Genomic DNA, 25,928 nt, shown 5'->3' on the forward strand with positions numbered 1-25,928 from the left:
TCCCCTATGCCGCCCATTTCCGACCGGTGCTGGCATACTGAACCATCATATCGAACACAATGTCGCATTTTTTCTTGAACAGCCCCCGGTCATAGCTGGCCGGCAGTTTTTTGTCCAACACTTCTTCAACCGCAGAACGCACAACGGATTTGGTGTGGGAATCCTTATGCCAGTCCTGGACAAGCACCCTGGGATGTTCCTCAAGAAGCCGGTGCAACAAAGATTTGGCGGCCAGTTTCACCTTTTTCTTTTCTTCCTTGGTCATTTTGTCTTTTTTCAAAAAATCATAGAGTTCCAGTTCGTCCTCGGTTAAACCTTCCCGAATATGTCGCTCGTCTTCATCCTTTATCTCCCGGGTCAGGTCGACCAGGTCATTGTAATAATTCTCAGTGGACGAGCCGCCGGCATTATAGGTATCAATGATCTCCTGCAGTTTCTGGGCAAAATCCGTCCGGGTCATATTCTGCTTGAGCATCTGCTCGATTTTGGTCGCAATAAACTTACGCAAATCCGCGATTTCAATATTTTTATAGGCAGCGTGCTGAAAATCGGCTTTCAACTTTTCAAAATCGATTTGACTGAGGTCCCATGTTTTCCCGGTCTGAACAATTTGATAGGACGGCTTGTTCTGAGCGGCGACAAATGCTTCCGGATTGTCCACCACCACGCTTTCGTCCAGGAGTTCCCCAATCCGCAGTCCTACGGCCTCGATATCCTCCTGGTCGATGATGCTGTCCATGACGCCCCGCAAATACTGAAACACCGCAACCATGCGGCCGGTATCATAACCCAGAATCTCGGGCTTACAGGCATCATAGAGGGAAGAAATGGTATTCTCATAAACATTGAAGGTCTTGCGCCATTCATCATTACCCAGCAGGATGTCGGCATATTGGTTGAAAAGCCCGATGTTTTTAAAAACATCCTGAATTTCCAATATCCGGGCCATATCGATGTCCCGCTCCCGGCAGAAGGCCAAGGCCTGCTCAATGGCCTCATCCAGCAGCCGGAACAGTTCCTTTTTGTCTGTTACCGGGGGCGTCTCCAGTCCGTCCTCACCCTGGGCATATTCTTTCAGCGCCTTTTTCATGTTGCGAAAGACGTTGTAATAGTCGATAATTTCCCCGTTTTTCTTTTCCACCCTATTGATTTGAAAGTCCGTTACCCGGTTGGCGCGGGCAATGGCCTGCATCAGGGTATGATCCTTCATGGGCTTGTCCAGATAAAGGGTGGAAACGGTGGGCGCATCAAAGCCGGTCAGCCACATGGCACAGACAAACACCAGCTGCAGGGGATGGGTCGGGTCCTTGAAGTTGTATTCAATGTCGTGGCCCTGGGCGTCCACCTGTTCCATCCGGGTCCGGTGGAACTTGATGGTCAGGCCCTGGGCTTTGAATTTCTCTTCCTCACCGTTTTCTGCGCTCACCACCACCGCCATCTCAACCCCGTGCATGTAATCGAGTATCTTTTTTAACCGGTGCGTTTCCACATCATTGCCGGATTTTTTAATCCGGCCGCGCAGTGTCTTGATCTCATTTCGCCAGAGGCGCTGCACCTTGTCATACATTTTGACCGCCGTGAACTTGTCCACGGAAACGACCATGCCCTTGCCCAGGTAGCCCCTCCGGGGAAAGTGATAGACAATGTCCCGGGCAATGGTTTCCAGCCGGTCGTCACGCTTGATCACTTCAATTTCTTTGGCGAATCTTCTTTCCAGCTTGGCCTGCTGGGCGGGCTCCAGGTTTTCATGCTCCAGGATTTCGTAGAACTCTTCGCTCAAATCTTCGTTCTGGAGCAGGACTTCGGGCACCCGCTTTTCATAGTAAAGGGGCACCGTGGCTCCTTCATCCATGGACTGCTGGAAGTTGTATTCACTGATGTAGTCGCCGAACCAGGCATTGGTCTTGCGCTGACGGCCCAGCAGCGGTGTTCCGGTAAAGGCGAGATATTGTGCATGGGGCAGCCCTTGCCGCATATTTTCCGCCAGGGTCTCATACTGGGTCCGGTGGGCTTCATCCACGATCACGACGATATCCTCCCGGTCCGAGAGCAGCGGATACGGCTTGCCTTTGTCGTAGCGGAATTTTTGAATCAGGGTGAAGACAATGCGCTTGTTTTGGCTCAGGTAACGGCGCATTTCCTCACTGTTTCCGGGCTGAGCCGCTTCGTGTTTGCTGACGGTGCCGGTATTTAGAAAATTGCGGTAGATTTGGCCGTCCAGATCCTCCCGGTCGGTAATCACCAAAAAGGTATAGTTGCCGGGGCGTTTACGGAAGATCTTACGCACGTAGAAAATCATGGAAAAGCTTTTGCCCGCCCCCTGGGTATGCCAGAAAACACCGAGCTTGCCTTTCCGCTGCTCGCGATCCAGAAAGGCCCGATAGGCATTGTTAACCCCCATGAACTGGTGGTTCATGGCGATGATTTTCTGGTTTTCAAGATAGTAAATGATGAAATTTTCAATGTAATCAAGGAGCCGGCCCGGTCTGCAGAGCCCGGCCACCACGTACTCCATACTGGTGCCGAGCTGCCGGATTTTTTCCGTATCCACCTTCTCCCTTTCATCATCCACCCGCAGCCACTTGAAAAAGTGTTCCCAGCTGGCGGTGAAGCTGCCTACGCGGGTTTCAATGGCGTTGGAGAGTATGCAGAATGCATTGGTCAGAAAAAGCTGGGGAATATCGGACTTGTAGTTGGTGAGGTTGTCGTCAAAAGCGGATTTGAGCTTCACGTTTGAGTTTTTCAGCTCGATGAAAACCAGCGGAAGGCCGTTGACATACAGCAGAATATCCGGCCGCCGGAAATACAATTCGCCTTTGATCCACAACTGGGAGACGGCGAGAAACCGGTTTTCCGACGGATTGTCAAAGTCAATGACCCGGACATATTCATGGACCTGCCGGCCCTCGTTGTCTTCAAAAACCACCGGTATACCGTCTCGGATCAGGGTATCCACTTCGCGGTTGGCGGCAATGGGGGACACGGCCTGGCGCCTGTCGGCGAGGCCCGCCAATGCTTGATCAATGGCTGATTCCGGGACCTCCGGATTCAGACGGATGGCGGCTTGCCTCAACCGGTCCTTCAGGATCACATCCCGCTTGTCGGTGCGGTTCGATCCGTCATTCATCTCCTTCGGATCAGTGGTATGGCAATTGAGCCGTTCGTAGCCATAGTCCTGATGAAGCTTCTTCAGAATGGCCTGTTCAATCTGATCTTCGGAGATGAAGTTAGGCATAGGCGGCTTCCCGGATCTCGGGGGGTTCATCCAGCATGCTTGGCGGAAACTGTATGTCAAGGTCTTCGACGGAGTGTTTGCCGGAGATGAGGCGGGGCAAAAGCAGCGCTCTTGTTTTTTCTAAATGTTTAAGAATAAAATATTTTTTCTTGATTGCGTTAAGTATGGGCCGAACAATTTTTTCAAAGGATTTGAGGACTGCTTTTTCAGGATAGAGAACCTGCATTCTTTCCATTGCTTTATTCCACACAACATACGGCCGATCTGATCCATTACATATCATGGTTGCGTAATCTACACTGAAAGCTTGAAATAGGGTCAGAAAGACATATGCATAATCTTCCTCATCATACGGTCGGATCACAAAACAAGTCGTTCTTGTAATGCCTTTGAATGGCGCAATGGCGACTTTATGAAGGTAAGGTCGCATAGCCCCAAACAGAATATCGCCTTCCTCAAAAGTCGCCAAACTACTTTTAGCTTCCGTGTAGTCTAAGTGCCCGGCAGGAAGTATTCTTTTGGTATTCAATAAATCAAGCGGCAAATAGAACCTGTTCGACAAATGCTCACCCGGTTTTGTGCTTTTAGAGGCTTCATAGGCAATATTTTTCAATTCAATGACATTCCAATTTGCAGGCACCCCTTTCTCAAATTTAACTTTTTCATGACCAGGAAACCGGAAGCGCACAAACCACTCCCGGTAGATTTCCTCAGCCATGTTTTCCAGTATCGCGATGCGGCGCTTGTTGTTTTCGATTAAGTCGTCGTAGGCGGAAAGCACAGCGGCGATTTTTTTTTGGGTTTCTGGCTTAGGAATTTTTATTGGGAATTTTTTCAGGTTTGTGGCATTCAAATTTTGTTGTGAGCCACCAAGTTTAAGGTTTATCAGGTTGTTATAATTCCCCTTTAAGTAATAATAGATAAATTTATAATAGGCCTCATTGCTGTCGATTATGAAATTACAACAGGCTTGATTCGTTGATAGTGGTATTTTATTGATGGCCACATGTCCGGCTGTATTACCATCTCCATACATTGCCACAATTATACTATTTTCAGGAATAAGCTTAGCAGAGGATTCTTGGAGGCCTTTCTCGGTTATTTTTTCCTCTGTTTCATAAATTAAGGTTTTTTTGACTTCGCTGGTCTTGAGCCAAGGTATTTTTCCATTTTTATAGTAATCAGCCACTGTTCTCAGAGGTGTCCCGCCCGAAATCACAGAGGTACATAAATCCTGTAGTTTCTTATTTGCCCAGTTTTTCATCATGTTTCCCCTGTAATTTGTTTAATATTTTGATTTATTATTGTTTTAAGAGTGTTGTCCTCATAATTTAGTCGGTTTAGTTCATCATTCATTGCCAATAAGTCTTGAATAAACTCTTCTTCTGTCTTCCCATCCTCCTCAACCACCACGCCCACATAACGCCCGGGGTTAAGGGAGTATTCCTGCTCTTTAACCTCCTCCATTGTAGCCCGTTTACAAAGCCCGGTCACGTCTTCATATTCAGCATGGGGAAAGCGATCCTGCAGCCACTGGATATGCGCAAAATAGTTTTCCGCATTCTTGACCCCCTCCTGCAGTTCTTCCAATGCGGCTTTTAGCGCCTTGATCTTTTTGTCCGCCGCCTGCCGTTTGTTCGCCTTCTTGGCGGCCTCGGTCCGCGCCTTTTCATGGCGGCGCACGATCTTGCCGAGCTGCTTCAAGCCGTCGTGCAGCCCGGTAAAAAACGGATCAAATGCCTGCCGCAGCGCATGCTGGGCGGTATTTGTCCGGCTTACAGATGATGCAGCTTCCGATTGCTTATCCAGATACGCCTCATATTGGGTTTGCAGGTGCCTGAGGCCATCCCATTGCGCTACCAGATCCGCCACGGCCTGCTTTCCGCCGTTGTTTTCCAGCACTTCCAGCAGCTGCTCGGATACCGGTTCCACCTTTTCCTTGTTTTCATAAAGTGCGGCCATGCCCTGCGCAAAATAATGGTCGACCAGTTGAACGAATTTACGCCGTTTGCCCCGGTGCAGGTGGCTGATGACGGCGATATTGTTGATCTGCGCCTCGGAAAACTTCCGATGGGCGCGGTCGATCTGGGTATAAATGTTGCGGGCGTCGATGAACAAAATGCGGTCATCCGGCTTGGCCTTGTCAAAAAACCAAAGGGTGGCGGGCAGGGTGACGGTATAGAACATGTTGGAAGGGAGCGTGAGCATGCCGTAGATCAGGTTGCTTTCGATCAGGTTCCGGCGGATGTCGGCCTCGGAATGCCGGGCGTCGGATGCGGAATTGGCCATAACCAGGGCGGCCCGGCCTTTTTCGTTGAGGGATGTGGCAAACAGATTGATCCACAAATAGTTGGCATTGGGAACGGTCTGCTTGCCCTGATCGCTCTTTTTGGTCTTGGTTTTCTTGCGGGGAATGCCGTAGGCATTAAAGCGCGGATCCTTTTCCACGCTGCTGAGGCTGACGTCATCCACATTAAACGGCGGATTGGTCAGTACATAGTCAAACCCCCCGAAACTGCCGTAGGGGTCCTCGTAGTAGGTGTTGGCCTGCCGGATATCGCCGCGCAGACCGTTGACCGCCAGATTCATTCTGGCCAGCTTCACGGATTCCAGTGTCTTTTCCTGGCCGTACACATAGATGTCGCCGCCGTTGCCGTTAGACAATTCCTGCCGGTGGCGGTCGATGAACTTGACGGACTGGACGAACATGCCGCCGGAACCGCAGGCCGGATCAAAAACCTGGCCGCCCCAGGGCTCGATGATTTCCACCATCAGCCGCACCACCGACCGGGGCGTAAAAAACTCGCCCCCGCCCTGGCCCTCGGCGAGGGCAAAGTTGCCCAGGAAATATTCATAGATCTGCCCGAAAATATCGCCTTCCGCATCTGCCGGGATGTTGGAAAAATTCTTCAGGAGTTGACCCGGGATGGTTTTGTCCGTTCGGGTAAGCCGAAAATACTCATCCTGCGGCAGAATGCCGCGCAGCTCCGGCTTGTATTCTTCGATGGCCGCCATGGCATTTTTGATGGCCTTGGCCTTGTCCGCTTCTTCCGGAAGGTTCAACAGGTAGTCATACCGGGCGTGTTCCGGCAGATAAAACCCGCATTTTTCAATGGCGATATCGCTCAACGGCTTTTCCCGGCGGGTCCCTTTCAGCCGGGTATATGTTTTCAGGATTTCCTTTTCAAACCGGCGATATCGGTTATCGGCAAATTTAAGAAAAATAAGCCCCAGCACCGGTGTGGAATACTCGGTGGATTTCAGGTCGGAGTTGGCCCGCAGCGTGTCCGCACTGCGCCAGAGATCGTCTTCAAGCTGCTTCAGGTCGTGGGTCTTCATCATCCGTTTTGATCAGACTTTAGTAGTGAAGAGTGGTTTGGCATATTTCGCGATCCAATCAAAAGTTGTCTTCCATTGATTCAATTCAGGAATAATCTGGAATTTATAATTTTTCCGTATCGCGGCAGGCAAATGATTCAATTATATATTAATATTATGCAGCGCGTAATATGTCAACCGTACTTATCCATGATGCGTTGGATAGGCTTATAGATGGGGGAATATGGTTTGTTTTTAATGAGAGCGCTTTGTTGACTATAGCTCGATCACCTTGCCGGCCCCGCCCGGGGTAGCGATCTGGGGGAAGCGGGATTGGATTTCCTGTTTGTGCTGGGTGCAGTGGGTGGCGCAGACCATGTCCAGTGAATCAAGGGCCTCGAAATTGCTGAAGCCGTGAAGGCCGCCGATTAAGGCGGAGACATCGCCGATTTCGGATGCTGATTTGAGGATGGTATCCACAGCCGGGTGCGAGCAGCCGACAATGACAACGACCTTGCCGTCCTGCTGGATGCACATGGCCTGTTCGATGTTTTTGAGCGTGCCGGTGGAATAGATATGTTTGTGAAGTTTGGTTGACAGGCTCATCGGGATGGTCTCCCTGGCTGGCAGGGCTGCCGAGATGGTATCCGGCACGTAGACGCGGACCGGCTTCTTATCCAGTATGGATAGCAGACCGCCGGTATGGTCCCAGTGATCGTGGGAGATAAATATTTCTTCGATGGATTCCGGCGAAATGTTGAGTTTTTTCATGTTGTCTAAGAGGAGCTCTCCCTTGGCGCCGGTGTCAAACAGGATGGTATGGCCGAAGGCTTCAATCAGGGCGGCAAACCCCCAGTCCGGTTCCAGGCGGGTATCCCAGGCGTCATTGTCGTATAAGATAGTGATTTTCATAGGGCACGGCTCCTTTTTTGATTTTTAAATCAGGCCGCCGGCCGAATGCCGGCGGCCTGATCATTATGGTATTTCCTATGCGGATGGGGATTCGAGTTCCGAAATCCGCTGGTTGATGTTATCGAGTTCCGCTTTCAGGTTTTCGGATTCCTGTCGCAGCACATTGAGTTCATCCTGCGGTCCCGGGGCGGCCGGGGCCGGATAATAGCCGTATCCGGGGGAGGGCGCCCCCCATCTTGCACCGAATCCGAAACCACGGTCGAAGCCGGGGCCCCGGCCGCCCCTGAATCCGAGACCGAATCCGCGGCCGCGTCCGAAACCTCTGCCCCGGGCAAATCCTGGATTGGCGTATCCCGGAGCGCCATAACCGGCGCAGAATCCGGCTGCGCGGCCGGTCATCGGGCCATAGCCCACTGGTCCTGTACTATCTCCTGCTGGCATAATGCTCACCTCCATTTGTTTTAATTCTATTTATTAATGCGCTGTTTCGTATTTGTCATGCGCTCTTTCTCCCGCGCCCGCCGCTGGGTCGGCCGTTGCCGCCCCGGGCGCGCTGTCTGAGATTGTTGAATCCGGTGGCAATCCGTTGACCCAGGCTGCGGCCCTGTCCGCCGCCTTGTCCGCGTCCGGCCCCCTGGCCGGGACGCCGGGATTTCGGCCGGCGGTCGGTGTTCCCGCCGCATTGGCCCATACCTCTGCCGGTCATCGGGCCTTGCCCTTCCGGTCCTGTTCCGTCGCCTCGTGGCATAGTGTTCACCTCCTTAAAGTATATATTAACGCTTTCGGCCCCTACGTCTTCTGCGGCGCCGGCTGCCGCATCCCGGCATCATAAAACCCGGTGCCGGCAGCTGGCGTCTTGCATAGGCCTGGAGGACTTCGTCCACCTGGCCGGTAATAAATGGAATCAAGCGGATGCCCGCCCCTTCAATCATATTTGCCGGGACTTCAGAAACCGCTCCGCAGATTAGAACCTGAACGCCGGCCTGACGAAGTGTTTCCACCTGATGCGCCGGCGATCCGGGGTATAGCTGCATTCGCTCCTGATGAGTAATGCGCCCGGCGTTCATGTCTGCCACAAGCAATGTGTTGGCAGCATCAAATACCGGTGATATAATATTTCCCCAGACAGTTACCCCGATTCTCATGCGTTTCTCCTTTGTATAAGTGGATTTGCATTTAATATGCCAATCCTGCAAATATGACTGGTTAAATATTTAAATATAATTATATCAATAACTTGTTTTATATACAGGTAAGCTGGCGTGGCGGAAACGGGTGTATTTTAGTTGCAATTATGCGATGGTATTGCCGGGATCAATGCCATTCTGCGACCTTTTAAGCTGCATTTGAAAATTTGATTGAAAAATCGGTCCGCCCCGTTTAAGTACGGAACTTCATGTTTTTTAAAGATAATAAGGAACAATCTTCATGCACCATCATACCGACATGCATCCAGGCGAACTCGATTTGCCGCAAAATCCATGCGATCCGCCGGAAGTAAAGGAACTCAAGCGCCGCTGGCCCATTGCGCGAAGCGAGCTGGCAGCCCTTTTACACAGGGTGCGGGATATCCGGCGGGCCAACCCGGAATCTTTGCACACCGAGATTTCATCGGTTGAGAAAAGACTGCTGCGAAAAGGGATTATGCAGGCGTTGATAAAGGAGGAGCCCAAGGGGCTGAAACGCTCCGTGGCCCGGCGCATGGCGGATAAAATCGGGGATTACCTGTTGTGGCGGCGGGAGACGACCGTGCCGGTGATCCATGAACTGATCGTGCTTCTGCCCTGGTGGATCAGCCATCTGCCCGGAGAAACGATTACCAGGCTCCGGGATATCGGCCTAAACTATATCCTGAACGGCCGGGTGCTGCCGATCCAGGAGGTGTGGCAGGACATTTTAAGGGCCAGTCCGGTATACATCGGCCACTGCGCCTGTCGGAGCGCCGGCATTGTGGACGATTTAAAAAAGGACGGCAAAGTCTTTAACATGCTTTCGGGAAAAGACAGCCGCCGGTTGCTGGATCGGCTCATGGCCCGGTATGAGTCACTCAGGCGCCGTTATGGAAAACTGCCGGATACGGATGCCAAATATACGGAACTTTTTGAGCGGCTCCGCTTACTTCGCAAAAACGGCGCCGAAGAATACCGGATAGAAACTTTGCTTGAGGCCACCTATCCGGATTGGGAGATTCTGCCGGTGACCGGCAAGTATACGCCTACCTGGATCCGGTCCATGCATAAGAACAACAAGGCCCATCTGCTGCACAAAGAGCTTGCCTTTGAATTCGCCAACATCCAGTATCTGGCCCGGGGTACCATTTTTTCATCCATGAAGTTTTTTGATACGCCCTATACCATCTGCTCCTGCCCGAGCCCGGAACTCGGCGGGGGCTGCACCCTGACCAACTGGTATTATTACGGGATGTCCAATACCTCGCTTTTGCCCAACGAGGATTTCCATGGACGGCGCCGGGATGAGACGGGGCAGGGGCTTCCGTGCCGGTTTTTTCCGGTCCGGTCCCAGCGGGAATGCCTGGGCTGCGGCTGCGACCATGAGTTGGAGAATCCGCGGGAGCTTGATCATGTGCTTGCAAAGGCGGATGCGGCCTATCGGAAATATATTGAGGCGTGGGTGGTATAGAAATCCCCCTAAGTCCCCCTTTTGGGAAAAGGGGGACTTAAAGGAGCAGGTCTTTCTTATTCTTAAAAAGAAGCCGTCTTTCTTTACCCGCTCCGGCTGGATCGGCCGTCCGTCTCGGGTAGATCAATTTCTAAAGCCTTGATTTTTCGGAACAGGGTGCTTTTGTGGATGCCCAAATCCCGGGCCGCGGCCTGGCGGTTATAGTTGTTTCGCTCAAGGGCGTCGATAATGGCCTGGGCCTCCACGGAGCGTTTGGCCGCCTGCATGGTGCCGGTGTCCACCGCGCAGACATCCTGCCGGCCGGGCCGCAAATGCTCGGGCAGATGGGCCGGCATGATCATTTCATCCGCGCACAGGATAAAGGCATGCTCAATGATGTTTTCAAGCTCCCGGATGTTTCCGGGATAATCATAGGACATTAACACGGCCAGGGCCTCCTGGGAGATACCCGTCACAGCGCGCCCCCGCATTCGGTTCATCCGGGCGATGATCCGCTCGCACAAAAGCGGAATGTCCTCTTTTCGATCTCTCAGCGGGGGCAGGGCCAGGGTGACCACGTTGATCCGGTAATACAGGTCCTGCCGAAATCGGCCTTCCGCGACCATCTTTGATAAATCCTGGTGGGTGGCGGCAAGCACCCGGAGATCGGTGGTATGCGTCTCTGTGGAGCCCAGGGGTTGATAGGTTTTATCCTGGAGCACACGCAAAAGCTTTACCTGGAAGGCCGGGCTGATATCGCCGATTTCATCCAGAAGGAGGGTGCCGCCATTGGCAGCGGAGAAATGGCCGGGCTTGTCTTTTACCGCGTTGGTGAACGCGCCCGCTTTATACCCGAAGAGCTCGGATTCCAGCAGGGTATCCGGCAGGGCGCCGCAGTTGATGGCCACAAAGGGCTTGTCCTTGCGGTGGCTTTGTTCGTGGATGGCGCGCGCCAGAAGCTCTTTGCCGGTGCCGGTCTCGCCCCGGATCAGCACGGTGCTGTCGCTTGCCGCAACCTGGGGGATCAGGGCGAAAATTTTTTGCATCCCCGGACTCCGGCTTACCATGTCGCCCATCTGGTAGCGGCCGTCCAGTTCTTTTCTCAGCTCCTCCACCTGGCTCACATCCCGGAAGGTTTCCACCCCGCCGATGACGCTGCCGTTTTCATCCCGAAGGACCGCCGTGGAGACGGTCACCGGGATGCGGCGGCGCTCGTTGTTGATAAAATAGGTGGAGGAGTTGACAATCGGGGTGCCCTCGGCCATGGTCCGCCGCAGTGCGCAGGCGGACTCGCACATGTTGGACCGAAACACCTCCCAGCAGTGCTTGCCGATGGCCTCCTCCCGGGGGACCCCGGTGATTTCCTCGGCCGCCCGGTTAAAGGAGGTTATCCGCCAGTTTTTATCCACGGTAAACACCCCTTCGGAGATGCTCTCCAGAATAATCTCCGTGACGTTTGGGGGCAGCTCGGCACGGATTTGATTTTTGATATCAGTCATTGATGACTCCGCTTCAGGGGTTTCGGTATCCCCGAAGCTATTTAAATTTGGCATATAAATTGCCTGTACTATTATCGGGCTTGGCATTACCTCCTAACTTGTCACCCTCCGAATCAGCAGATGGACGGGCCGCTGCATGCCCGTTCATCTGTTGATTCCACGATGCCTTAGGCATTGGGCCCGTCCAAAGGGATATCCCATTTTTTCATATACTTCCATATCGATGTGCGGCTGCGGCCAAGCTGCCGGGCCACTTCCGCTTTGTTCCAGTCGCATTCATGAAGCAGTTCCAGCAGAAGCGTTTTTGTGATCTTTTGCTGCGGCCGGGGCTTGTAATTCGGCGTTTCCGCAGGACGGACGGGGTAATATTCCATTTGCCGGATTTCCACGGGCAGATCAAAAATACCGATCTGGTCCCCGCCGGCCAAAACAAAGGCGTGCTCAATGGCGTTTTCAAGCTCGCGGACATTGCCCGGCCAGTTGTAATCCATGAGAATCCGCATGGCATCCGGCGACAAATCCTGGATCTGTTTGCCGGTTTTTTTATTGAATTTCTGAATGAAGTGCCGGGTCAAAAGCGGTATGTCCTCCCGGCGGTTTCGAAGCGGTGGAAGATAGATGGGGAAGACCTTCAGCCGGTAATACAGGTCCTCGCGGAAATTGCCGGTCTGGACCAGGCCGTAGAAGTCTTTGTGCGTGGCGGTGATAATGCGGATGTCCACATTTCGCTTCCGGGATTCGCCCACCCGCTCGATCTGCTTTTCCTGAATGGCCCGAAGAAGCTTTAACTGGATGAACGGGCTGATATCGCCGATTTCATCCAAAAATATGGTGCCGGTGTCCGCCTCTTCAAAGCGCCCGAGCCGGTCCCTATGGGCGCCGGTGAACGCGCCCCTGACATGGCCGAATAGCTCGCTTTCCAGCAGGGATTCCGAGAGTGCGCTGCAGTTGACCGTTACCATGGGGCACTGCCCGCGCTCGCTATTGTAGTGGATGGCGCTGGCCACAAGCTCTTTGCCGGTGCCGGATTCGCCCTGGATCAAGACGGTGGCGTCGCTTTTGGCCGCCACCCGGATGGCGTTAAAGATTTCCTGCATGGCGTGGCTTTTGCCGATAATATTGCCGAACTGGTAGACTTCAAGGAGCTTTCTCTGGGCCTCTTCAACCTTCTGCCGCGCCTGGGTGAGTTCGGTGAGATCGGTAACCGTCTCCACCACACCGATGGGTTGCTCCTGCTGGTTTTTCACCACCCGGGCATTTTTGATGATGGAGATGAACCGGCCGTCTCTATGCTGAAGCTGACATTCAGTGGGATCCACCGTCCCCTTTTTGAAAATGCCGCATTCCGAGATCGTGGACGGGCAGGTCCGGTCAAAGCATTTTGAGAATTTCAGGAGCTGGCAGGACTGGCCGATGGCCTCAGCCGGGGTATAGCCGGTGATCCGCTCCATGGCCGGATTCCAGGAGGTGATCCGGCCCTCGGTGTCCAGGGTAAACACGCCTTCGGCCATGGAATCGAGCAGGCGCTCTGCAAACCGGTCGCTCCAAACGCTTTTATTCTGCATGTCTGCTTCCTTTACAGGGTGAGTCGTTACACTTTGTTACATAACGTTACGAATCGTTACCTGTCTTGTCAATCGTTCATTGATTTTTTTTTACCTTTACCCATGATCCCCGATATATGAGTTTTTATGGAACTGGCATAAATGTTGAATATAGTAATCATTTAAGATTTGATCGGTTTAATCCGATTTCAGCGGAAGGTTAGAATGCCTTGAAGTTGCCAGCCCGCGTCGACTTTATGCGGGATTGTCGAGTTTCGATGGATTATGACAACTGAAACCCTGAAAAATGAAAGCAGTTTTGATCCGTTAATCGCCGGCGGCATCTGCCTGGCCTGTTTTGAAACCCCCTGGTCAGCGCCGTGCCGGGCTCAGGTGGACATTCTGGATCGGCTGGACCGCCGCTACGGCAATCGTATCAAGCTGCTGGAGGTAAATATTGATCAGCTTGAGCGTTTAAGGCGCCGCTTTGATGTGCATAGTATCCCGACCATGATTTTATTCAATCGCGGCACAGAATGTCATCGGCTGGTGGGGGTGCATCCGGAAGCGGAGCTCTGCAAGGCCATTGATCAAGAGCTGAAGCGCGGCAGATAGGCGCAAGGGTAGTTTTATTTTTTTAATATTGGAGGCGAATTTATGGGTAAGTGCGTGAACCATCCAGAGAGAGAAACCAGCTACAAATGCATGAAGCACAATATCTATCTGTGCGATGAATGCATGGCGTGCCGGGACCCGGAACTTTACTGCAAATACCGGAGCGCGTGCCCCATCTGGTTTATGAACAAGGGGGCGAAAAGACTCAATGAATCCGATGAAGCGGCCCAAGCTTCCGGCGAATATAGGGTGACATTCCAGCCCGATGACAAGTCGGTTGAGGTCGAGGCGGGCGAAACTCTGCTGGATGCAGCCCGAAAGGCGGATGTCTACATCAATGCTTCGTGCAACGGCAAGGGCGCATGCGGCAAATGCAAACTGATCATTGAGTCCGGGGAAATTGAAAAAACAGAGACGGCGCTCCTTTCAGATCGGGAAAAGCAGAAGGGGTATGTGCTGGCCTGTCAGACGCGGGTAAAAGGCCCGGCGTCTGTGCGCGTGCCGGAAGAGACCATTGAGCGAAAGCTCAAGGTGGCCGGCATGGGCGAGGAGGTGACGAGCAAGCTCCATGGCCTGGTAACGGATATCCAGCCCATGCTTGAAAAAATTCCGATGGAGCTGAGTCCGCCCACCCTGGATGATTCGGTGAGTGATCTGGATCGCCTGCGGCGCGGACTTGCGCAGAAAGGCTTGGATACCAGCCGCCTCAGCATTGGGCTTGAAGTGATGCGGGAGCTGGCAGCCAGCATGCGGAATGAAAACTGGCATGTGACCGCCTCGATTATTCACAAATCCTGCTCAAGCGAGGTGGTTGCGGTGGAACCCGGGGATACCAGCCAATCCAGCCTGGGGCTGGCCATTGATATCGGCACCACCACCATTGTCGTCTATCTGGTGGACATGACCGACGGCCGCATTCTGGCGGCTACCTCCGAGCACAACCGCCAGTCCGCCTGCGGCGATGATGTGATCAACCGCATCGTGTGTGCGGAGAAAAACGGTGTGAAAAAGCTGAGCACCCTGGCGCTTTCCACCATTAACACCCTGATTAAGGAGGCGGTAGACGGTGTGGGCGCGGATGCCAAACAAATCCATAACATCGTGGTTTCCGGCAATACCACCATGACGCATCTTTTGCTTAAAATCGAGCCCCGCTATATCCGGCGTGAGCCATATATCCCGTCGATTTCCGAGTTTCCGGTGTTAAAGAGCGGCAATATCGGCTTAAAGGCCAATCCCAATGCCGCGGTATATGTGATGCCGGGGCCGGCCAGCTATGTGGGCGGGGATATCGTCTCCGGTGTCCTCTATTCAGGGCTCCATAGGGAAGCGGAAATGACCCTGTTCATCGATGTGGGCACCAACGGCGAAATTGTGCTGGGCAATCAAGACTGGCTGATCTGTGCGTCCTGCTCGGCCGGGCCGGCGTTTGAAGGCGGCGGCATCAGGTGGGGGATGCGGGCTGAGGAAGGCGCCATCGAAGGTGTGTCAATTGACCGAAATACATTTGAGCCTCAACTGAAAACCATTGGCGGCCATGCGCCCAGAGGGATTTGCGGCTCCGGAATGATTGAGCTTTTATCCGGGATGATGCTTACCGGCATTATCGATCAGCGGGGCAAGTTTCAATTGCCGCCGGACCATCCCCGGATGGGGGCGGTCGGTGATGAGCCGGCTTATGTTCTGGCCTATGCCGATGAGACGCCCATGGAGGAGGATCTGGTCTATACCGAATCGGATATCGACAACCTCCTTCGCTCAAAGGGCGCGGTCTATGCCGGATTCACCGTGCTTTTAAACCAGGTGGGGGTGACTTTTGATATGATTGACCGGGTCATTATCACCGGCGGATTCGGCCAGTTCCTGGATATCGGAAAATCGGTGGCCATCGGCCTGCTGCCGGACATTGCGCGGGATAAATTCCAATACGATGGCAACAGCAGCATTGGCGGCGCATATATGGCGCTTCTCTCGGATGCGCACCGAAAAACCGCCAAAGAAATCTGCCATGCCATGACCTATCTGGATTTTTCAACCAACACCAGTTTCATGGACGAGTTTACCTCAGCCCTGTTTCTGCCCCATACCAACATGGAGCAGTTTCCCAGTATCATGAAGCGGCTAAAAGAAACGGCCAACTAGTGCGGAGCAAGGGCCTGGCCAACGAGAATTTCCCCAAGCATACGGGCGGGGCCATGGTGCTCGACGGCATCGGGTGCATGGATGAATACATGGCCGAGCATGTCGAGGAACTTTTGGAATATTCGGACTGGATGGGGATTCCCATCCAGCCGTATCCCGTTGCCCTGGACCGTTTAAAATCGCTTTTAATCGAGCAGGCGGAAAAGCTTGCCGGCTGAATCCGGTTAGATTTCCCGCTGCCGCCCGAAATGACAGCATGGGAGGAAGGGGCAGGCGCCGGCAGCAGTTGGCAGGATGGGGCTTATTGGTTGCCATCTATTACTTCTCTTACCTTTTTCGACAACTGGATCAGATTAAAAGGTTTTTGGATAAAACCGCTGCAGCCTTGTCTCATTAGTTCACTGGCCGCCCCGTTTATGCTGTAGCCGCTTGAGAGCAGGACATTGATGTCCGGGTCGGTCTCTTTTAGGGCCAAAAACGTCTCCCGGCCGCTCATGTTCGGCATGATCATATCCAGAATCACCAGGGCGATCCGGTCTTTATGCCGGGCATAGGTTTCAATGGCGGCCTGGCCGCTTAGCGCGGTTAAAACCGTGTATCCCAGCTCTTCGAGCATGATCTGCCCGGTTTCCGCGATAATTTTTTCATCATCCACCACCAGAATGGTCTCAGCGCCTTTGAGCAGGGTGTCGATGACCTCTTTTTCCTCGGCCGGCGCTTTTTGTGTGGCCGGCAGGTAGATGTTAAACGTGGTGCCCTTGCCGATTTCGCTGTATACGGTGACGTAGCCCGCGTGGTGCTTGACGATGCCATAAACCGAGGAAAGCCCCAGGCCGGTACCCTCGCCCTGCTGTTTGGTGGTAAAGAAGGGCTCAAATATTTTCTGCTGGATTTCTTCATCCATGCCGATCCCCGTATCTGTGACGGAGATTTTGACATAGCTGCCGGGCTTTGCCTGAAAGGCGGCCAGCTGGAATTCGCTGAGTGTTATATTTTCGGTCTGGATATATATCTCGCCTTTATCGGACATGGCCTGGCAGGCATTAACAAAGAGGTTAATCAGCACCTGCTCAATCTGTCCGGGATCCGCCTCCACGGACCATATATCCGGCTCCAGGCGCGTGCGGCAGGTAATTTCTTTGCGGGTGGAGGAAAGCATTTTGGCGCTCATGCGGATCAGGGGGTTTAAATTCAGGGGTTTGACCTGATACTGGCCGCGCCTGGCAAAGCCCAGCAGTTGATTGCTTAGTTCAGAGCCGTACTGGATATGGCGTTCAATGGTTTTAAGCTTCTTGTGGTTGGGGTCATCAGGCGGCGTTTTCATTAACATCAGCGACGTATTGCCCTGGATGGCCATTAACAGATTGTTGAAATTATGGGCAATGCCGCCGGCCAGGGTGCCGATGGCCTCCATTTTTTCAACGTGCTGCAAGTGCTCCTTAAATCGCTTTTGCAGGGTAATATCCCGGATAATCCCCTGGTAGCCGTAAATGCTTTCATCTTCCCCCATCCAGAGCGTGGCCGTAATGAGGCAGTCAACGCTGGTGCCGTCTTTTTTGCGAAACCGCAGGTCATAATCGTGCACCTCGCCTTTGGCTTCGATTTCCTGGATGAATTGGGCCCGTTCCTCCGGGTTTTCGTATAGGTCCAGGATGTTTAGGCCGATGATTTCCTCCCGGCGGTATCCGAAAAGCTTTTCCCCGGCCGGGTTGATGTCAATAAATTCTCCGGATCTGGCGGTGATGTAAATGGTGTCGCGGGAATCCTCAAAAAGGGCCCGGTATTTGGCTTCGCTTTTTTCAAGCGCCCGCTGGGCGGCCACCCGGTCCGATATATCCCGGGAAACTCCGATTATCCGGGTCATTTCATCGTTTTCATCCATTATAGGCCGGGCGGTGACTTCCACCCATACCGTTGAGCCGTCCTTGCGAAGATATTCCAGCTCCAGTTTATGAGTTTTTTGGTCGGCCCCTTTTTTGTCTTTAAACTCCCGGCTCGCGGCGGCAAAATATCGGGTCGCATATTCAAATGATTCAGGCGTGATAATTTCGGAAAACGGCTTTTTCAGGATCTCTTCCAGGCTATAGCCGAGCATCTGCTCCGCAGACGGGCTTAAGTAATGGAGCGTTAGTTTCTCCGTGGACATGATCCATATCATGTCCGGCACATTTTCAACCAGCAGGCGATAGGTCCGGGCGTTTTGTTTGAGGCTGTTGATTTCAGACTGACAGCTCTCAACCTGGGCTTCCAGCTCTTTTATTCGTTTCTGCGGGGATTCCGGGTTTTTGGGATCAATCATGGCAAAGACTCCATCGGGCCGCTGCACTGGTCTGCCAGCGGGCACTGGGCACAGATCGGCTGCCGTTTTTTGCATATCCGGTTGCCCAGATGCACGATCTGGGCATGATAGTCATTGAATAATGCGACGTCTTGGGGAAGCCGGGACATGAAAAACGCCTGGTATGCCTGGTAAGACCACCCCGCTTCAGTCAGGCCCAGCCGTTCAAAGATCCGCCGGGTGTAGGCGTCAATGACAAAAATCGGCTTCTCCGCGGCATAAAGCAGGATGGAATCCACGGTTTCTCCGCCGAAGCCCTTTAATTTGAGCAGGGCCTTTCGGGCCGGGGCAGGGTCTAAACCAAACAACGCATCCAAATCCCCGTCAAACTGGTCGAATAACAGGGTGGTGAAATTTTTGAGCCGTTCGGCCTTTTGGTGATAGAACCGGGAAGAGCGGATCAGCGGAGCCAAATCTGAAGTGTTTGTCTGGTGGATGGCAGAAAGGGACAGGAGACGGTGCTGATTGAGGGCTTCCATGGCTTTGCGCGCGTTTTTCCAGGCCACGTTCTGGGTTAGTATCGCCCCGATGACCACTTCCTCGGCGGTATCTGCCGGCCACCAGTGCCGGGGGCCGAAGGCGGAGAGCAGTTTTTGATATATGGATTCCAGGTGCGCGCCGGTTGTCATCGGTGATTTCCTAAAAAATTCGTAGCATTTTTAAGCGCGGGCCACAGCAGTCAATCCCCATAGCCTTTATAGGTCTTTATTAACAGGGGAATAAAGGTGGTCAGGTCCTCGATAACACAGATATCCGCCGCATTGCAGATGGCGGCCCGGGCATCCTTGTTAATGGCCACAATGGTTTTGGTCTGCCGGATGCCGGCCAGATGCTGGCTGGCGCCGGAGATACCGCAGGCGATATAGAGCCTGGGGCTGACAATCGCGCCGGTCACGCCCACCTGCCGGCTGTGGGGCAGCCAGTTCTTGTCGCAAACCGGGCGGGAGCCGCAGACCGCGGATTTGGCAAAAAGGGCGGCCAGTTGATGGATAAGCTCCAAATTTTCCGGCTCCTTAACACCGTTTCCGGCGGCTACCAGCACATCCGCCTGATCCAGAGAGGCTGTGTCCGCAGATTCTTTGAAAATTTCCTTAAATCGGGAGCGTTTTTTGGCTGTTTCGACATGGCGAACCGAGTGCGCGCCGGCTGTCTTAGAGGCTTGGGGCTCAGCGGCAAAAGCGCCGGTTTGAGCAGTGATCACAGCATTTTTCGTTTCAGGGGTTAGACGGGCTGTGAGTTTGCCGTTAAAGATTTCCCGGGTAAAGCAGATGCGACCATCCGCTGTTTCAATTTTTTCAACCCCGGTTATGCAGGCCGCACTTAACTTTACGGCCAGTGCCGGCGCGGCATCCAATCCGGCGGCGGTATGCGGCAGGACAATCCATGCAGGGGCTGTCTCTGCAGCCATATCCGCAAGAACGTCGCTAAAGACTTCCGCCGTAGCCGCTTCAGGGCGCTCGATCGGTACGGTTAAGACATCAATGCCAGTTTCGTCAGCAATTTTTTGGCCGTCTACCATACCCTGAAAACCGACACTTAGCATCCGAATCGGTGTTTCGGTAAGCGCCTGAAGCCTTCGGGCGCACGCCACCAATTCAGAAACCACGCCTTCTGATGCTGTATGCGGGGGTATGGCAATGATGATCGACATAATATTATCCATCCATATGTTGTAAATACCCTAATCTGTGCAGAAAAGCACCAAATCTCAAATTACAAATTACAAACAATAATCAAATCTCAATGACCAAAATTTCAAACAACAAGCGAGGCCGAATGGGGTTGTTTGGAAAATTGGTGCTTGGAATTTGGGATTTGTTTGATATTTGGGATTTAGAATTTGGAATTTAGCGGTCGCGTGCGGGATTGTCAATTTAAAAAAGCGAACAATCGCTCGGTTTTTTAAATTGACACAAAATCTGCCGGATCGTATGATGAACCTGAATTTGATGGTCCATAGACGGCACAAGCTTTTGGGGTGCGAAATATAGTCATTGGTAAATGAAAGGAGACAGGTATGGTCGATTTTTCCCTAACTGACAAAATTGCACTGATTACCGGCGCAAGCCGGGGCATCGGCGAATCCATCGCCAAAACCCTGGCCGCCCAGGGGGCCAAATGCATACTGGTGAGCCGAAAGCCCGAGGCCCTTGACAGGGTGGCCGGTGAAATCAACCAGGCCGGCGGACAGGCGGAAACCATGGCCTGCCATGCCGGGTATCTGGATCAGATCCAGGCCCTTTTCGATAATGTCAAAGAAAAGCACGGCAAGCTGGATATTCTGATCAATAACGCGGCCACCAATCCCCACTTCGGGGAACTGACCTCCGCGGAGGAGAGTCACTGGAATAAGATCATGGATGTCAACCTGAAGGGGCCGTTTTTCATGATCCAGAAAGCCGTTCCCTTGATGGAGGCGGCCGGCGGCGGGGCCATATTAAACGTGTCTTCGGTAAATGGTCTGCGTCCGGCTTTTCTGCAGGGCGTCTACTCCATATCCAAGGCGGCCCTGATATCCATGACCAAAGCCTATGCCAAGGAACTGGTAGCCAAGCAGATTCGGGTCAATGCCCTGCTGCCGGGGATTACGGATACCAAGTTTTCCCAGGCCATTCTTGGCAATAAGGAGATCCATGATTATGCTATTCAACAGATCCCCATGGGCCGGGCAGCCCAGCCGGATGAAATGGCCGGAGCGGCCCTGTATATGGTTTCCAATGCGGCCTCATTTACCACGGGCACATGCATCGTCTGCGACGGCGGCATGCTGGCGTGAGAAAAAGGCAGGGTATAGGGGATAGGGTGTAAGGTGTAAGGTGCAAGGTGCAAGGTTAAGGGGGGCAGGAATAAGGACGAAGCAGGGGCATGCCCTAAACCCTGGACCCTAAACCCTGAACCTTGAACCCTGCACACTAGAATCGCGTAGCAGGACAAAAAAGGTGTGTTCATGAAACCCTCATTTGCCGTTATCGGGTGCGGGCGGGTCGGTACGGCGCTCGCCCGCCATCTGTCTAAAGCCGGGTATCAGCCGGCGGGTTTTGCCAGCAGAACCCGGGAATCGGCCCTTCAGGCGGCCGAAGCCGCTGGTGCGGAAGGCGCCGTGTACGATCATGCCTGGGAGGCTTCCGCCAAAGCGGATGTGGTTTTTATCAGTACACCGGATCAGGCCATCGCCCCTGCCTGCGAAGAGATTGCCGAAAACCGGGGGTTTCAGGAAAACGCGGCGGTGCTTCACTGCTCCGGGGCGTTTTCCTCCGACATCCTTACTGCTGCCAGGCAATGCGGGGCGGCAATTGGCTCCATGCATCCGCTCCAGAGCTTTGCCGCGGTCACGGAGGAAAATCCGTTTGCCGGCATTAAAATGGCCATTGAGGGAGACGCCGGGGCAGCGGATCAGGCATGGCAGATGGCCGAGGCGCTCGGTGCCGATCCCGTCAGCATCCTGACCGAGGGCAAAACCCTTTATCATGCCGCGGCGGTGGTGGCCTCAAACTACCTGGTTACCCTGATGCGGCTTTCATTCGATCTGCTGAAAGCTTCGGGTGTGCCCGAATCCGAGGTGTATGGGGTGCTAAAGCCGCTGATCAGCGGAACTTTGAAAAATATTGAACAGGCAGGCATCCCCGACGCCCTGACCGGCCCGATTGCCCGGGGGGATGTGGCCACGGTCGCGGACCATTTGGCCGCCATCCGGGAAGTATCGCCCGAGGCAGCCGAGCTCTATACCCGCCTGGGGCTTGCCACCATTGATATTGCAACGGCCAGGGGCACACTGTCCAAAAATGCCGCTGAGCAGCTGGCCGGCTTGCTAAACGGACAGACGGGGCAGTGAGTTTGGTTCAGGTTTCAGTGTTCAGGTTTCAGTGTTTCAGTCCTGAAGACTGAAACCTTAGAGTTCTAAATCCGTCTGAGCGCCAGCGGTTTTTCCTTTAGCTGCCGGTTGGCCTCCTTGAGTGCGGCTTCATTTGAGATCACCGCCACAGCAATGGGGCCTCCTTTATTTTCTCCAAAGTATTTTTGGGCGGTTTCAACGACGGTGTCGCGATCCAGCTGCACCAATTTTTCCTTGAACGCCCGGCGCGTGTCATCACTTAGGTTGATCAGTCTCCGGTAAAAGTCCTTTGAGGCCGCCCCGCCGGGTGCATCCGGCCGGTCAATGTCCGCACAGGTCTGGAGGATGGCCTCCTGGATGTTCTCATCCGAATAATCGCCGGAAGTAATAAAACGCGCGGCCGCGTCGTAGACCTTGAGGGTGTTTACGATATGCGGATCCCGGTATGAGCCGAAGTAGAACAGACCGCTCTCGGCCTGGTATGCGGCGAATCCCCCGTATGCGCCGCCCTTCTCCCGGATTTCCCGATGGATAAACATGGAGCGCAGGGTTTTGCTGATCACCGCAAGCGCCGGGGCGTCCGGATGATCCATTCGGACGGTTTCAAAAGCGCTGGCCACAAAAGAGACCGAAGAAGAGGTGCTCCACCCCTCCCGGGGGATGTCTCCGGGCATCTGGATAGGCGGGGCGCGGAATGTATCCGCCGGTTTTTTGCCGAGTTCCCGGACAAGTGCCTGCATATGCGGCATGGCCTGATCCAGATCAGGGGGCTCGCCGATAAGCGCAACCTTCATTTTGCCCGCTCTGAACAGATTGTCCCGGATCTGGTGAAGATGGTCGGCAATGGCGTGGAGCTTGTCTTCGGATAAGTCCTCGCTTAAATTCTTGATGGTTTCAAGTTGATGGATGCCGTGCCAGGCTTCATTTAAGGTGTTGGTCAGGGTGAAGTTTCGGGCGGCCAGTGAAATGGCAAACCGGTGGCCGTTTGCCACAATCGCGGATTCCATCTCTGCCCGGTATTCCAGGAGCAGCCGCTTTAGCAGGCCGGTATCCGTGAATTCAACGTTTTTAAGCACCTCGGTCACCAGCTCAAACATTTTTTCCTGGTTCCGGGACAGGCACTTGGAATTAAAGCTCACCATCGGCAGGCAGTTGTTCTCCCCGCCGTCACCAAAGCGGGTGCCGGCATTAACGCTTAGCCCCATACCGCCGGTATATAAATCAATTAATTGGGCAAGTTCCGAGTAATCGTAGTACTTGGTGCCCAGGCGGGTGAGGGAATAGCAGAAAAAGGGAATAATCGGCAGCATGTCCGAAGGCATCGTCTCAATATCCATGACCGCCGAAAGATAGACAATCCCCAGCGTAGGCTGCGCATACTGATAAACCGGCGGATTTTCATGTTCGCGGGGCGGATCCACGGTATTGACGTCAGGCGATATGTCCTCGCGCGCCAATGTGGGCAGGCAGGAAAGATCTTCCTTAGCCTCCTGGAGTTCGACTAGGGACTGCGTGTCCTGCTGGATGGTTTCGATATCCTCAGGTGTGAGCTCTTTTTCGAGCGTCGCCAGTTCTTCGGCAGTGCGCCGGTTTTCTTTTTCCGCCTGCTCCGGATCCGGGCGAAGCAGCAAACGGACCCGGTGCGGGTTGTCGAGAAAATAGGCTTTGATTTTTGATTCCAAAAAGCCCTTATTTTTCATCTCGGCATTCAGCCGCTCCAGCAGGGAGTCAAACTGCAGGATCACCGCCGGATCACCGCCATGCAGCCAGTCCCCGCAGAAGCGGAGCAGAAGTTTCAGGCCATAGGGAAAGGGCGAGTTGGTGACTTCCTTTCGATAAAATTCGATCTGGTGGATGGCGGATTCCACCAGCCGGTCGTCAATGCCGGTGTCCACGATTTCCTGCAGAGTGTCAAATATAAGGGCTTCGATCTCCTCCCCCGCGTCCTGGGCCACGTCCTTTAACCCGCAGGCAAACATGGTATCCTTGTTTTCCCCGTCAAATCCCGTGCCATCCGATAGGGTGCTGCCGATTTCGGAATCTAGCAGCGCTTTTCTAAGCGGGGAGCCGGGGTTTCCCAGCAGAATCTGCTCGAGTATGGTAAGCACCAGAATTTCAAATGCATCCCGTATATCCGCCGTCAGCCAGGCCAAACAGATCTGGCATTTTTTGCCGTCATCTTCGGCCGGATCAATGGGATACGTATATTCGGCGGTCTTTGGCGCCTGCCAGCGCGGCTGGGTGGGCACATCCGTGTCCGGGTCAATGGCATTGAAATGGGTGAGAATGGTCTCATCTATATATTTTAGGTGCGCATCCAGCGGCATGCTGCCATAGGTGTAGAAATAGGCATTGCTCGGGTGATAGTGGCGCCGGTGGAATGCGATGAGCTGTTCATGGGTGAGATTGGGGATCTCGGCCGGGTTGCCGCCGGAATTATACCCATAGGTGGTATCCGGATACAGGGCGTTTAGAATGGAGCGGGCCATGACCTGGTCCGGGGAGGAGAGGGCACCCTTCATTTCATTGTAGACCACGCCTTTGTAGGCCAGGCGCAGCTGGTTGGGGTCGCTGGGATCCGGCTCGAATTCCAGGCGGTGCCCCTCCTGTTTAAAGCTCAGCCGATCCAGTTTGGGGAAAAAGACCGAGTCCAGATAAACCGCCATGAGATTGTAATAATCCTTGCGGTTCTGCGTACAAAAGGGATACATGGTCCAGTCCGAGGCGGTGAGCGCGTTCATGAAGGTGCTCAGGCTCCGCTTCATCATGGAAAAAAACGGATCCCGGACCGGATAGTTAATGGATCCGCACAAAACCGTATGCTCAAGGATATGGGCCACTCCGGTGGAGTCCCGGGGGACGGTTTTTAATGCCACGCAAAACGTGTTTTCCGTATCATTGTTGCTGATATGGATATGCCCGGCCCCGGTGCGGGTATGGGTCAATTCATAGTAGATGGATTTGATTTCCGGCAGTTCGGCGATTTTTTGGACGGTATAGCCGGCGATTTCTGTTCCTTCAAATAAGCCGGGATTGTTGGGGTCTTTGGGCTGCTTCATGGCGTTGATCCTTTTGTTAAAAATTTAAGCAGACAATATAACGGCTTAAGGATGTTTACGCAATGGAAATTGCCTGATAAACAGGGCTAATTTGTTCTGTATCCAAATCGAAATCGCTATCGGGATCGGGATCGAAAAAAATATGACCCTTGGACGCGAAAAACTGGACGTCTATCGCCTTTCAATAGGCTACGTTGCATGGGTTTACGAGAAGGCCCACAGCCTGAACGGAGTCCATCGGCCCGCCCGGGATCAATGGCTTCGGGCCAGATCCAAATCGAAATCGCTATCGGGATCGGGATCGAAATCGAAATCGAAAAAATATGACCCTTGGACACGAAAAACTGGACGTCTATCGCCTTTCAATAGGCTACGTTGCATGGGTTTACGAGAAGGCCGACAGCCTGAACGGAGTCCATCGGCCCGCCCGGGATCAATGGCTTCGGGCCAGCCAGTCGATACCGCTCAATATCGCCGAAGGTAATGGCAAGACCGCGGAAGCCGACCGAAGGCGTTATTTCGAAATCGCTCGTGGCTCCGCGCTTGAGTGCGCGGCGATTCAAGATGTGCTGGTTGTCGGCAAGGCGCTGGACAAGATGGAAAGCCGGAACCGCAAGGATGAACCCGACCGTATGGCCGCGATGCTCAGCCGTCTCGGCGGAAGAGGATACCAAGTTCGAGAGGATCAGGAAGTCTACAGCATCGATTTCGATCCCGATAGCGAAGAAAAAGAATCCCAACCTTAGCGTTAACAGGACCGGGGGTATGGATTTTGCGGTTAGAACAAATTAGCCGTGGCCGGATAAAGCGGTCGC

At 53.5% G+C, this 25,928-nt stretch carries 20 protein-coding genes; 7 read left to right on the forward strand and 13 right to left on the reverse strand.

Annotated features, from left to right (window positions below):
* Positions 1-4 precede the first annotated feature (4 nt).
* From U5L07_10355 to U5L07_10385, 7 genes are all read right to left on the reverse strand, one after another.
* The gene (locus tag U5L07_10355; GenBank protein MDZ7832141.1) at positions 5-3,235 is read right to left on the reverse strand and encodes a type I restriction endonuclease subunit R; all 3,231 of its coding nucleotides are present in this window, start codon (positions 3,233-3,235) and stop codon (positions 5-7) included.
* The gene (locus U5L07_10360; GenBank protein MDZ7832142.1) at positions 3,228-4,499 is read right to left on the reverse strand and encodes a restriction endonuclease subunit S; all 1,272 of its coding nucleotides are present in this window, start codon (positions 4,497-4,499) and stop codon (positions 3,228-3,230) included. Before U5L07_10360 ends, U5L07_10355 begins: the two co-directional genes overlap by 8 nt.
* Positions 4,499-6,577 (reverse strand): class I SAM-dependent DNA methyltransferase, encoded by a 2,079-nt coding sequence (locus U5L07_10365; GenBank protein ID MDZ7832143.1) that lies wholly within the window; start codon positions 6,575-6,577, stop codon positions 4,499-4,501. The genes U5L07_10360 and U5L07_10365 overlap by 1 nt, the downstream gene beginning before the upstream one ends.
* A gap of 252 nt (positions 6,578-6,829) precedes the next feature.
* Complete coding sequence (locus U5L07_10370) at positions 6,830-7,465, reverse strand: MBL fold metallo-hydrolase (GenBank protein MDZ7832144.1); 636 nt, start codon at positions 7,463-7,465, stop codon at positions 6,830-6,832.
* A gap of 75 nt (positions 7,466-7,540) precedes the next feature.
* The gene (locus U5L07_10375; GenBank protein MDZ7832145.1) at positions 7,541-7,906 is read right to left on the reverse strand and encodes a DUF5320 domain-containing protein; all 366 of its coding nucleotides are present in this window, start codon (positions 7,904-7,906) and stop codon (positions 7,541-7,543) included.
* 55 nt (positions 7,907-7,961) lie between these two features.
* Positions 7,962-8,213, reverse strand: a complete 252-nt coding sequence (locus U5L07_10380) for a DUF5320 domain-containing protein (protein ID MDZ7832146.1) — start codon at positions 8,211-8,213, stop codon at positions 7,962-7,964.
* Between the two features lie 25 nt (positions 8,214-8,238).
* Entirely contained in the window at positions 8,239-8,610 is a 372-nt protein-coding gene (locus U5L07_10385) for a NifB/NifX family molybdenum-iron cluster-binding protein (protein MDZ7832147.1), read from the reverse strand.
* Between the two features lie 283 nt (positions 8,611-8,893).
* On the opposite strand from U5L07_10385, the gene U5L07_10390 reads away from it, so the two are divergent.
* Entirely contained in the window at positions 8,894-10,105 is a 1,212-nt protein-coding gene (locus tag U5L07_10390) for a hypothetical protein (protein ID MDZ7832148.1), read from the forward strand.
* 83 nt (positions 10,106-10,188) lie between these two features.
* Here U5L07_10390 and U5L07_10395 read toward each other — a convergent pair whose 3' ends face one another.
* Together U5L07_10395 and U5L07_10400 are read right to left on the reverse strand one after the other, a co-directional pair.
* The gene (locus U5L07_10395) at positions 10,189-11,583 is read right to left on the reverse strand and encodes a sigma 54-interacting transcriptional regulator (protein ID MDZ7832149.1); all 1,395 of its coding nucleotides are present in this window, start codon (positions 11,581-11,583) and stop codon (positions 10,189-10,191) included.
* A gap of 167 nt (positions 11,584-11,750) precedes the next feature.
* Positions 11,751-13,148: a sigma 54-interacting transcriptional regulator gene (locus U5L07_10400; GenBank protein ID MDZ7832150.1), complete on the reverse strand. Its 1,398-nt coding sequence runs from the start codon at positions 13,146-13,148 to the stop codon at positions 11,751-11,753.
* A gap of 264 nt (positions 13,149-13,412) precedes the next feature.
* Between U5L07_10400 and U5L07_10405 the strand changes: the two genes are divergently transcribed.
* From U5L07_10405 to U5L07_10415, 3 genes are read left to right on the forward strand one after another with little or no spacing between them, the layout of a single operon-like run.
* The gene (locus U5L07_10405) at positions 13,413-13,742 is read left to right on the forward strand and encodes a thioredoxin family protein (GenBank protein ID MDZ7832151.1); all 330 of its coding nucleotides are present in this window, start codon (positions 13,413-13,415) and stop codon (positions 13,740-13,742) included.
* Between the two features lie 42 nt (positions 13,743-13,784).
* On the forward strand, positions 13,785-15,884 hold the full coding sequence (locus tag U5L07_10410) for an ASKHA domain-containing protein (protein MDZ7832152.1): 2,100 nt from the start codon (positions 13,785-13,787) through the stop codon (positions 15,882-15,884).
* Positions 15,884-16,102, forward strand: coding sequence for a hypothetical protein (locus U5L07_10415; protein MDZ7832153.1), 219 nt, complete (start codon positions 15,884-15,886; stop codon positions 16,100-16,102). The genes U5L07_10410 and U5L07_10415 overlap by 1 nt, the downstream gene beginning before the upstream one ends.
* An 83-nt stretch (positions 16,103-16,185) precedes the next feature.
* On the opposite strand, the gene U5L07_10420 is transcribed toward U5L07_10415, so the two are convergent.
* Genes U5L07_10420 through U5L07_10430 form a run of 3 tightly spaced genes read right to left on the reverse strand, consistent with a single transcriptional unit; the run spans position 16,186 to position 19,873 of the window.
* Positions 16,186-18,183 (reverse strand): PAS domain S-box protein, encoded by a 1,998-nt coding sequence (locus tag U5L07_10420; protein MDZ7832154.1) that lies wholly within the window; start codon positions 18,181-18,183, stop codon positions 16,186-16,188.
* The gene (locus U5L07_10425; GenBank protein MDZ7832155.1) at positions 18,180-18,851 is read right to left on the reverse strand and encodes a hypothetical protein; all 672 of its coding nucleotides are present in this window, start codon (positions 18,849-18,851) and stop codon (positions 18,180-18,182) included. The genes U5L07_10420 and U5L07_10425 overlap by 4 nt, the downstream gene beginning before the upstream one ends.
* A 50-nt stretch (positions 18,852-18,901) precedes the next feature.
* Complete coding sequence (locus U5L07_10430) at positions 18,902-19,873, reverse strand: electron transfer flavoprotein subunit alpha/FixB family protein (protein ID MDZ7832156.1); 972 nt, start codon at positions 19,871-19,873, stop codon at positions 18,902-18,904.
* A 366-nt stretch (positions 19,874-20,239) separates the two neighbouring features.
* Here U5L07_10430 and U5L07_10435 point away from each other — a divergent pair, with 366 nt between their 5' ends.
* Complete coding sequence (locus U5L07_10435; GenBank protein MDZ7832157.1) at positions 20,240-20,998, forward strand: SDR family oxidoreductase; 759 nt, start codon at positions 20,240-20,242, stop codon at positions 20,996-20,998.
* A gap of 171 nt (positions 20,999-21,169) precedes the next feature.
* Positions 21,170-22,054 carry a Rossmann-like and DUF2520 domain-containing protein gene (locus tag U5L07_10440; protein ID MDZ7832158.1) on the forward strand — a complete coding sequence of 295 codons (885 nt, stop codon included), beginning with the start codon at positions 21,170-21,172 and terminating at the stop codon, positions 22,052-22,054.
* 65 nt (positions 22,055-22,119) lie between these two features.
* On the opposite strand, the gene U5L07_10445 is transcribed toward U5L07_10440, so the two are convergent.
* Entirely contained in the window at positions 22,120-25,113 is a 2,994-nt protein-coding gene (locus U5L07_10445) for an insulinase family protein (GenBank protein ID MDZ7832159.1), read from the reverse strand.
* Positions 25,114-25,436: 323 nt separating this feature from the next.
* Here U5L07_10445 and U5L07_10450 point away from each other — a divergent pair, with 323 nt between their 5' ends.
* Entirely contained in the window at positions 25,437-25,859 is a 423-nt protein-coding gene (locus tag U5L07_10450; GenBank protein MDZ7832160.1) for a four helix bundle protein, read from the forward strand.
* The last annotated feature ends 69 nt before the right edge of the window (positions 25,860-25,928 follow it).

The organism is Desulfobacterales bacterium (assembly GCA_034520365.1).
Classification (GTDB): domain Bacteria; phylum Desulfobacterota; class Desulfobacteria; order Desulfobacterales; family Desulfosalsimonadaceae; genus M55B175.

Coding starts and splice junctions, on each gene's coding strand:
- U5L07_10355 (MDZ7832141.1), bottom strand. CDS start 3,235: ATGCCTAACTTCATCTCCGAAGATCAGATTGAACAGGCCATTCTGAAG.
- U5L07_10360 (MDZ7832142.1), bottom strand. CDS start 4,499: ATGAAAAACTGGGCAAATAAGAAACTACAGGATTTATGTACCTCTGTG.
- U5L07_10365 (MDZ7832143.1), bottom strand. CDS start 6,577: ATGATGAAGACCCACGACCTGAAGCAGCTTGAAGACGATCTCTGGCGC.
- U5L07_10370 (MDZ7832144.1), bottom strand. CDS start 7,465: ATGAAAATCACTATCTTATACGACAATGACGCCTGGGATACCCGCCTG.
- U5L07_10375 (MDZ7832145.1), bottom strand. CDS start 7,906: ATGCCAGCAGGAGATAGTACAGGACCAGTGGGCTATGGCCCGATGACC.
- U5L07_10380 (MDZ7832146.1), bottom strand. CDS start 8,213: ATGCCACGAGGCGACGGAACAGGACCGGAAGGGCAAGGCCCGATGACC.
- U5L07_10385 (MDZ7832147.1), bottom strand. CDS start 8,610: ATGAGAATCGGGGTAACTGTCTGGGGAAATATTATATCACCGGTATTT.
- U5L07_10390 (MDZ7832148.1), top strand. CDS start 8,894: ATGCACCATCATACCGACATGCATCCAGGCGAACTCGATTTGCCGCAA.
- U5L07_10395 (MDZ7832149.1), bottom strand. CDS start 11,583: ATGACTGATATCAAAAATCAAATCCGTGCCGAGCTGCCCCCAAACGTC.
- U5L07_10400 (MDZ7832150.1), bottom strand. CDS start 13,148: ATGCAGAATAAAAGCGTTTGGAGCGACCGGTTTGCAGAGCGCCTGCTC.
- U5L07_10405 (MDZ7832151.1), top strand. CDS start 13,413: ATGACAACTGAAACCCTGAAAAATGAAAGCAGTTTTGATCCGTTAATC.
- U5L07_10410 (MDZ7832152.1), top strand. CDS start 13,785: ATGGGTAAGTGCGTGAACCATCCAGAGAGAGAAACCAGCTACAAATGC.
- U5L07_10420 (MDZ7832154.1), bottom strand. CDS start 18,183: ATGATTGATCCCAAAAACCCGGAATCCCCGCAGAAACGAATAAAAGAG.
- U5L07_10425 (MDZ7832155.1), bottom strand. CDS start 18,851: ATGACAACCGGCGCGCACCTGGAATCCATATATCAAAAACTGCTCTCC.
- U5L07_10430 (MDZ7832156.1), bottom strand. CDS start 19,873: ATGTCGATCATCATTGCCATACCCCCGCATACAGCATCAGAAGGCGTG.
- U5L07_10435 (MDZ7832157.1), top strand. CDS start 20,240: ATGGTCGATTTTTCCCTAACTGACAAAATTGCACTGATTACCGGCGCA.
- U5L07_10440 (MDZ7832158.1), top strand. CDS start 21,170: ATGAAACCCTCATTTGCCGTTATCGGGTGCGGGCGGGTCGGTACGGCG.
- U5L07_10445 (MDZ7832159.1), bottom strand. CDS start 25,113: ATGAAGCAGCCCAAAGACCCCAACAATCCCGGCTTATTTGAAGGAACA.
- U5L07_10450 (MDZ7832160.1), top strand. CDS start 25,437: ATGACCCTTGGACACGAAAAACTGGACGTCTATCGCCTTTCAATAGGC.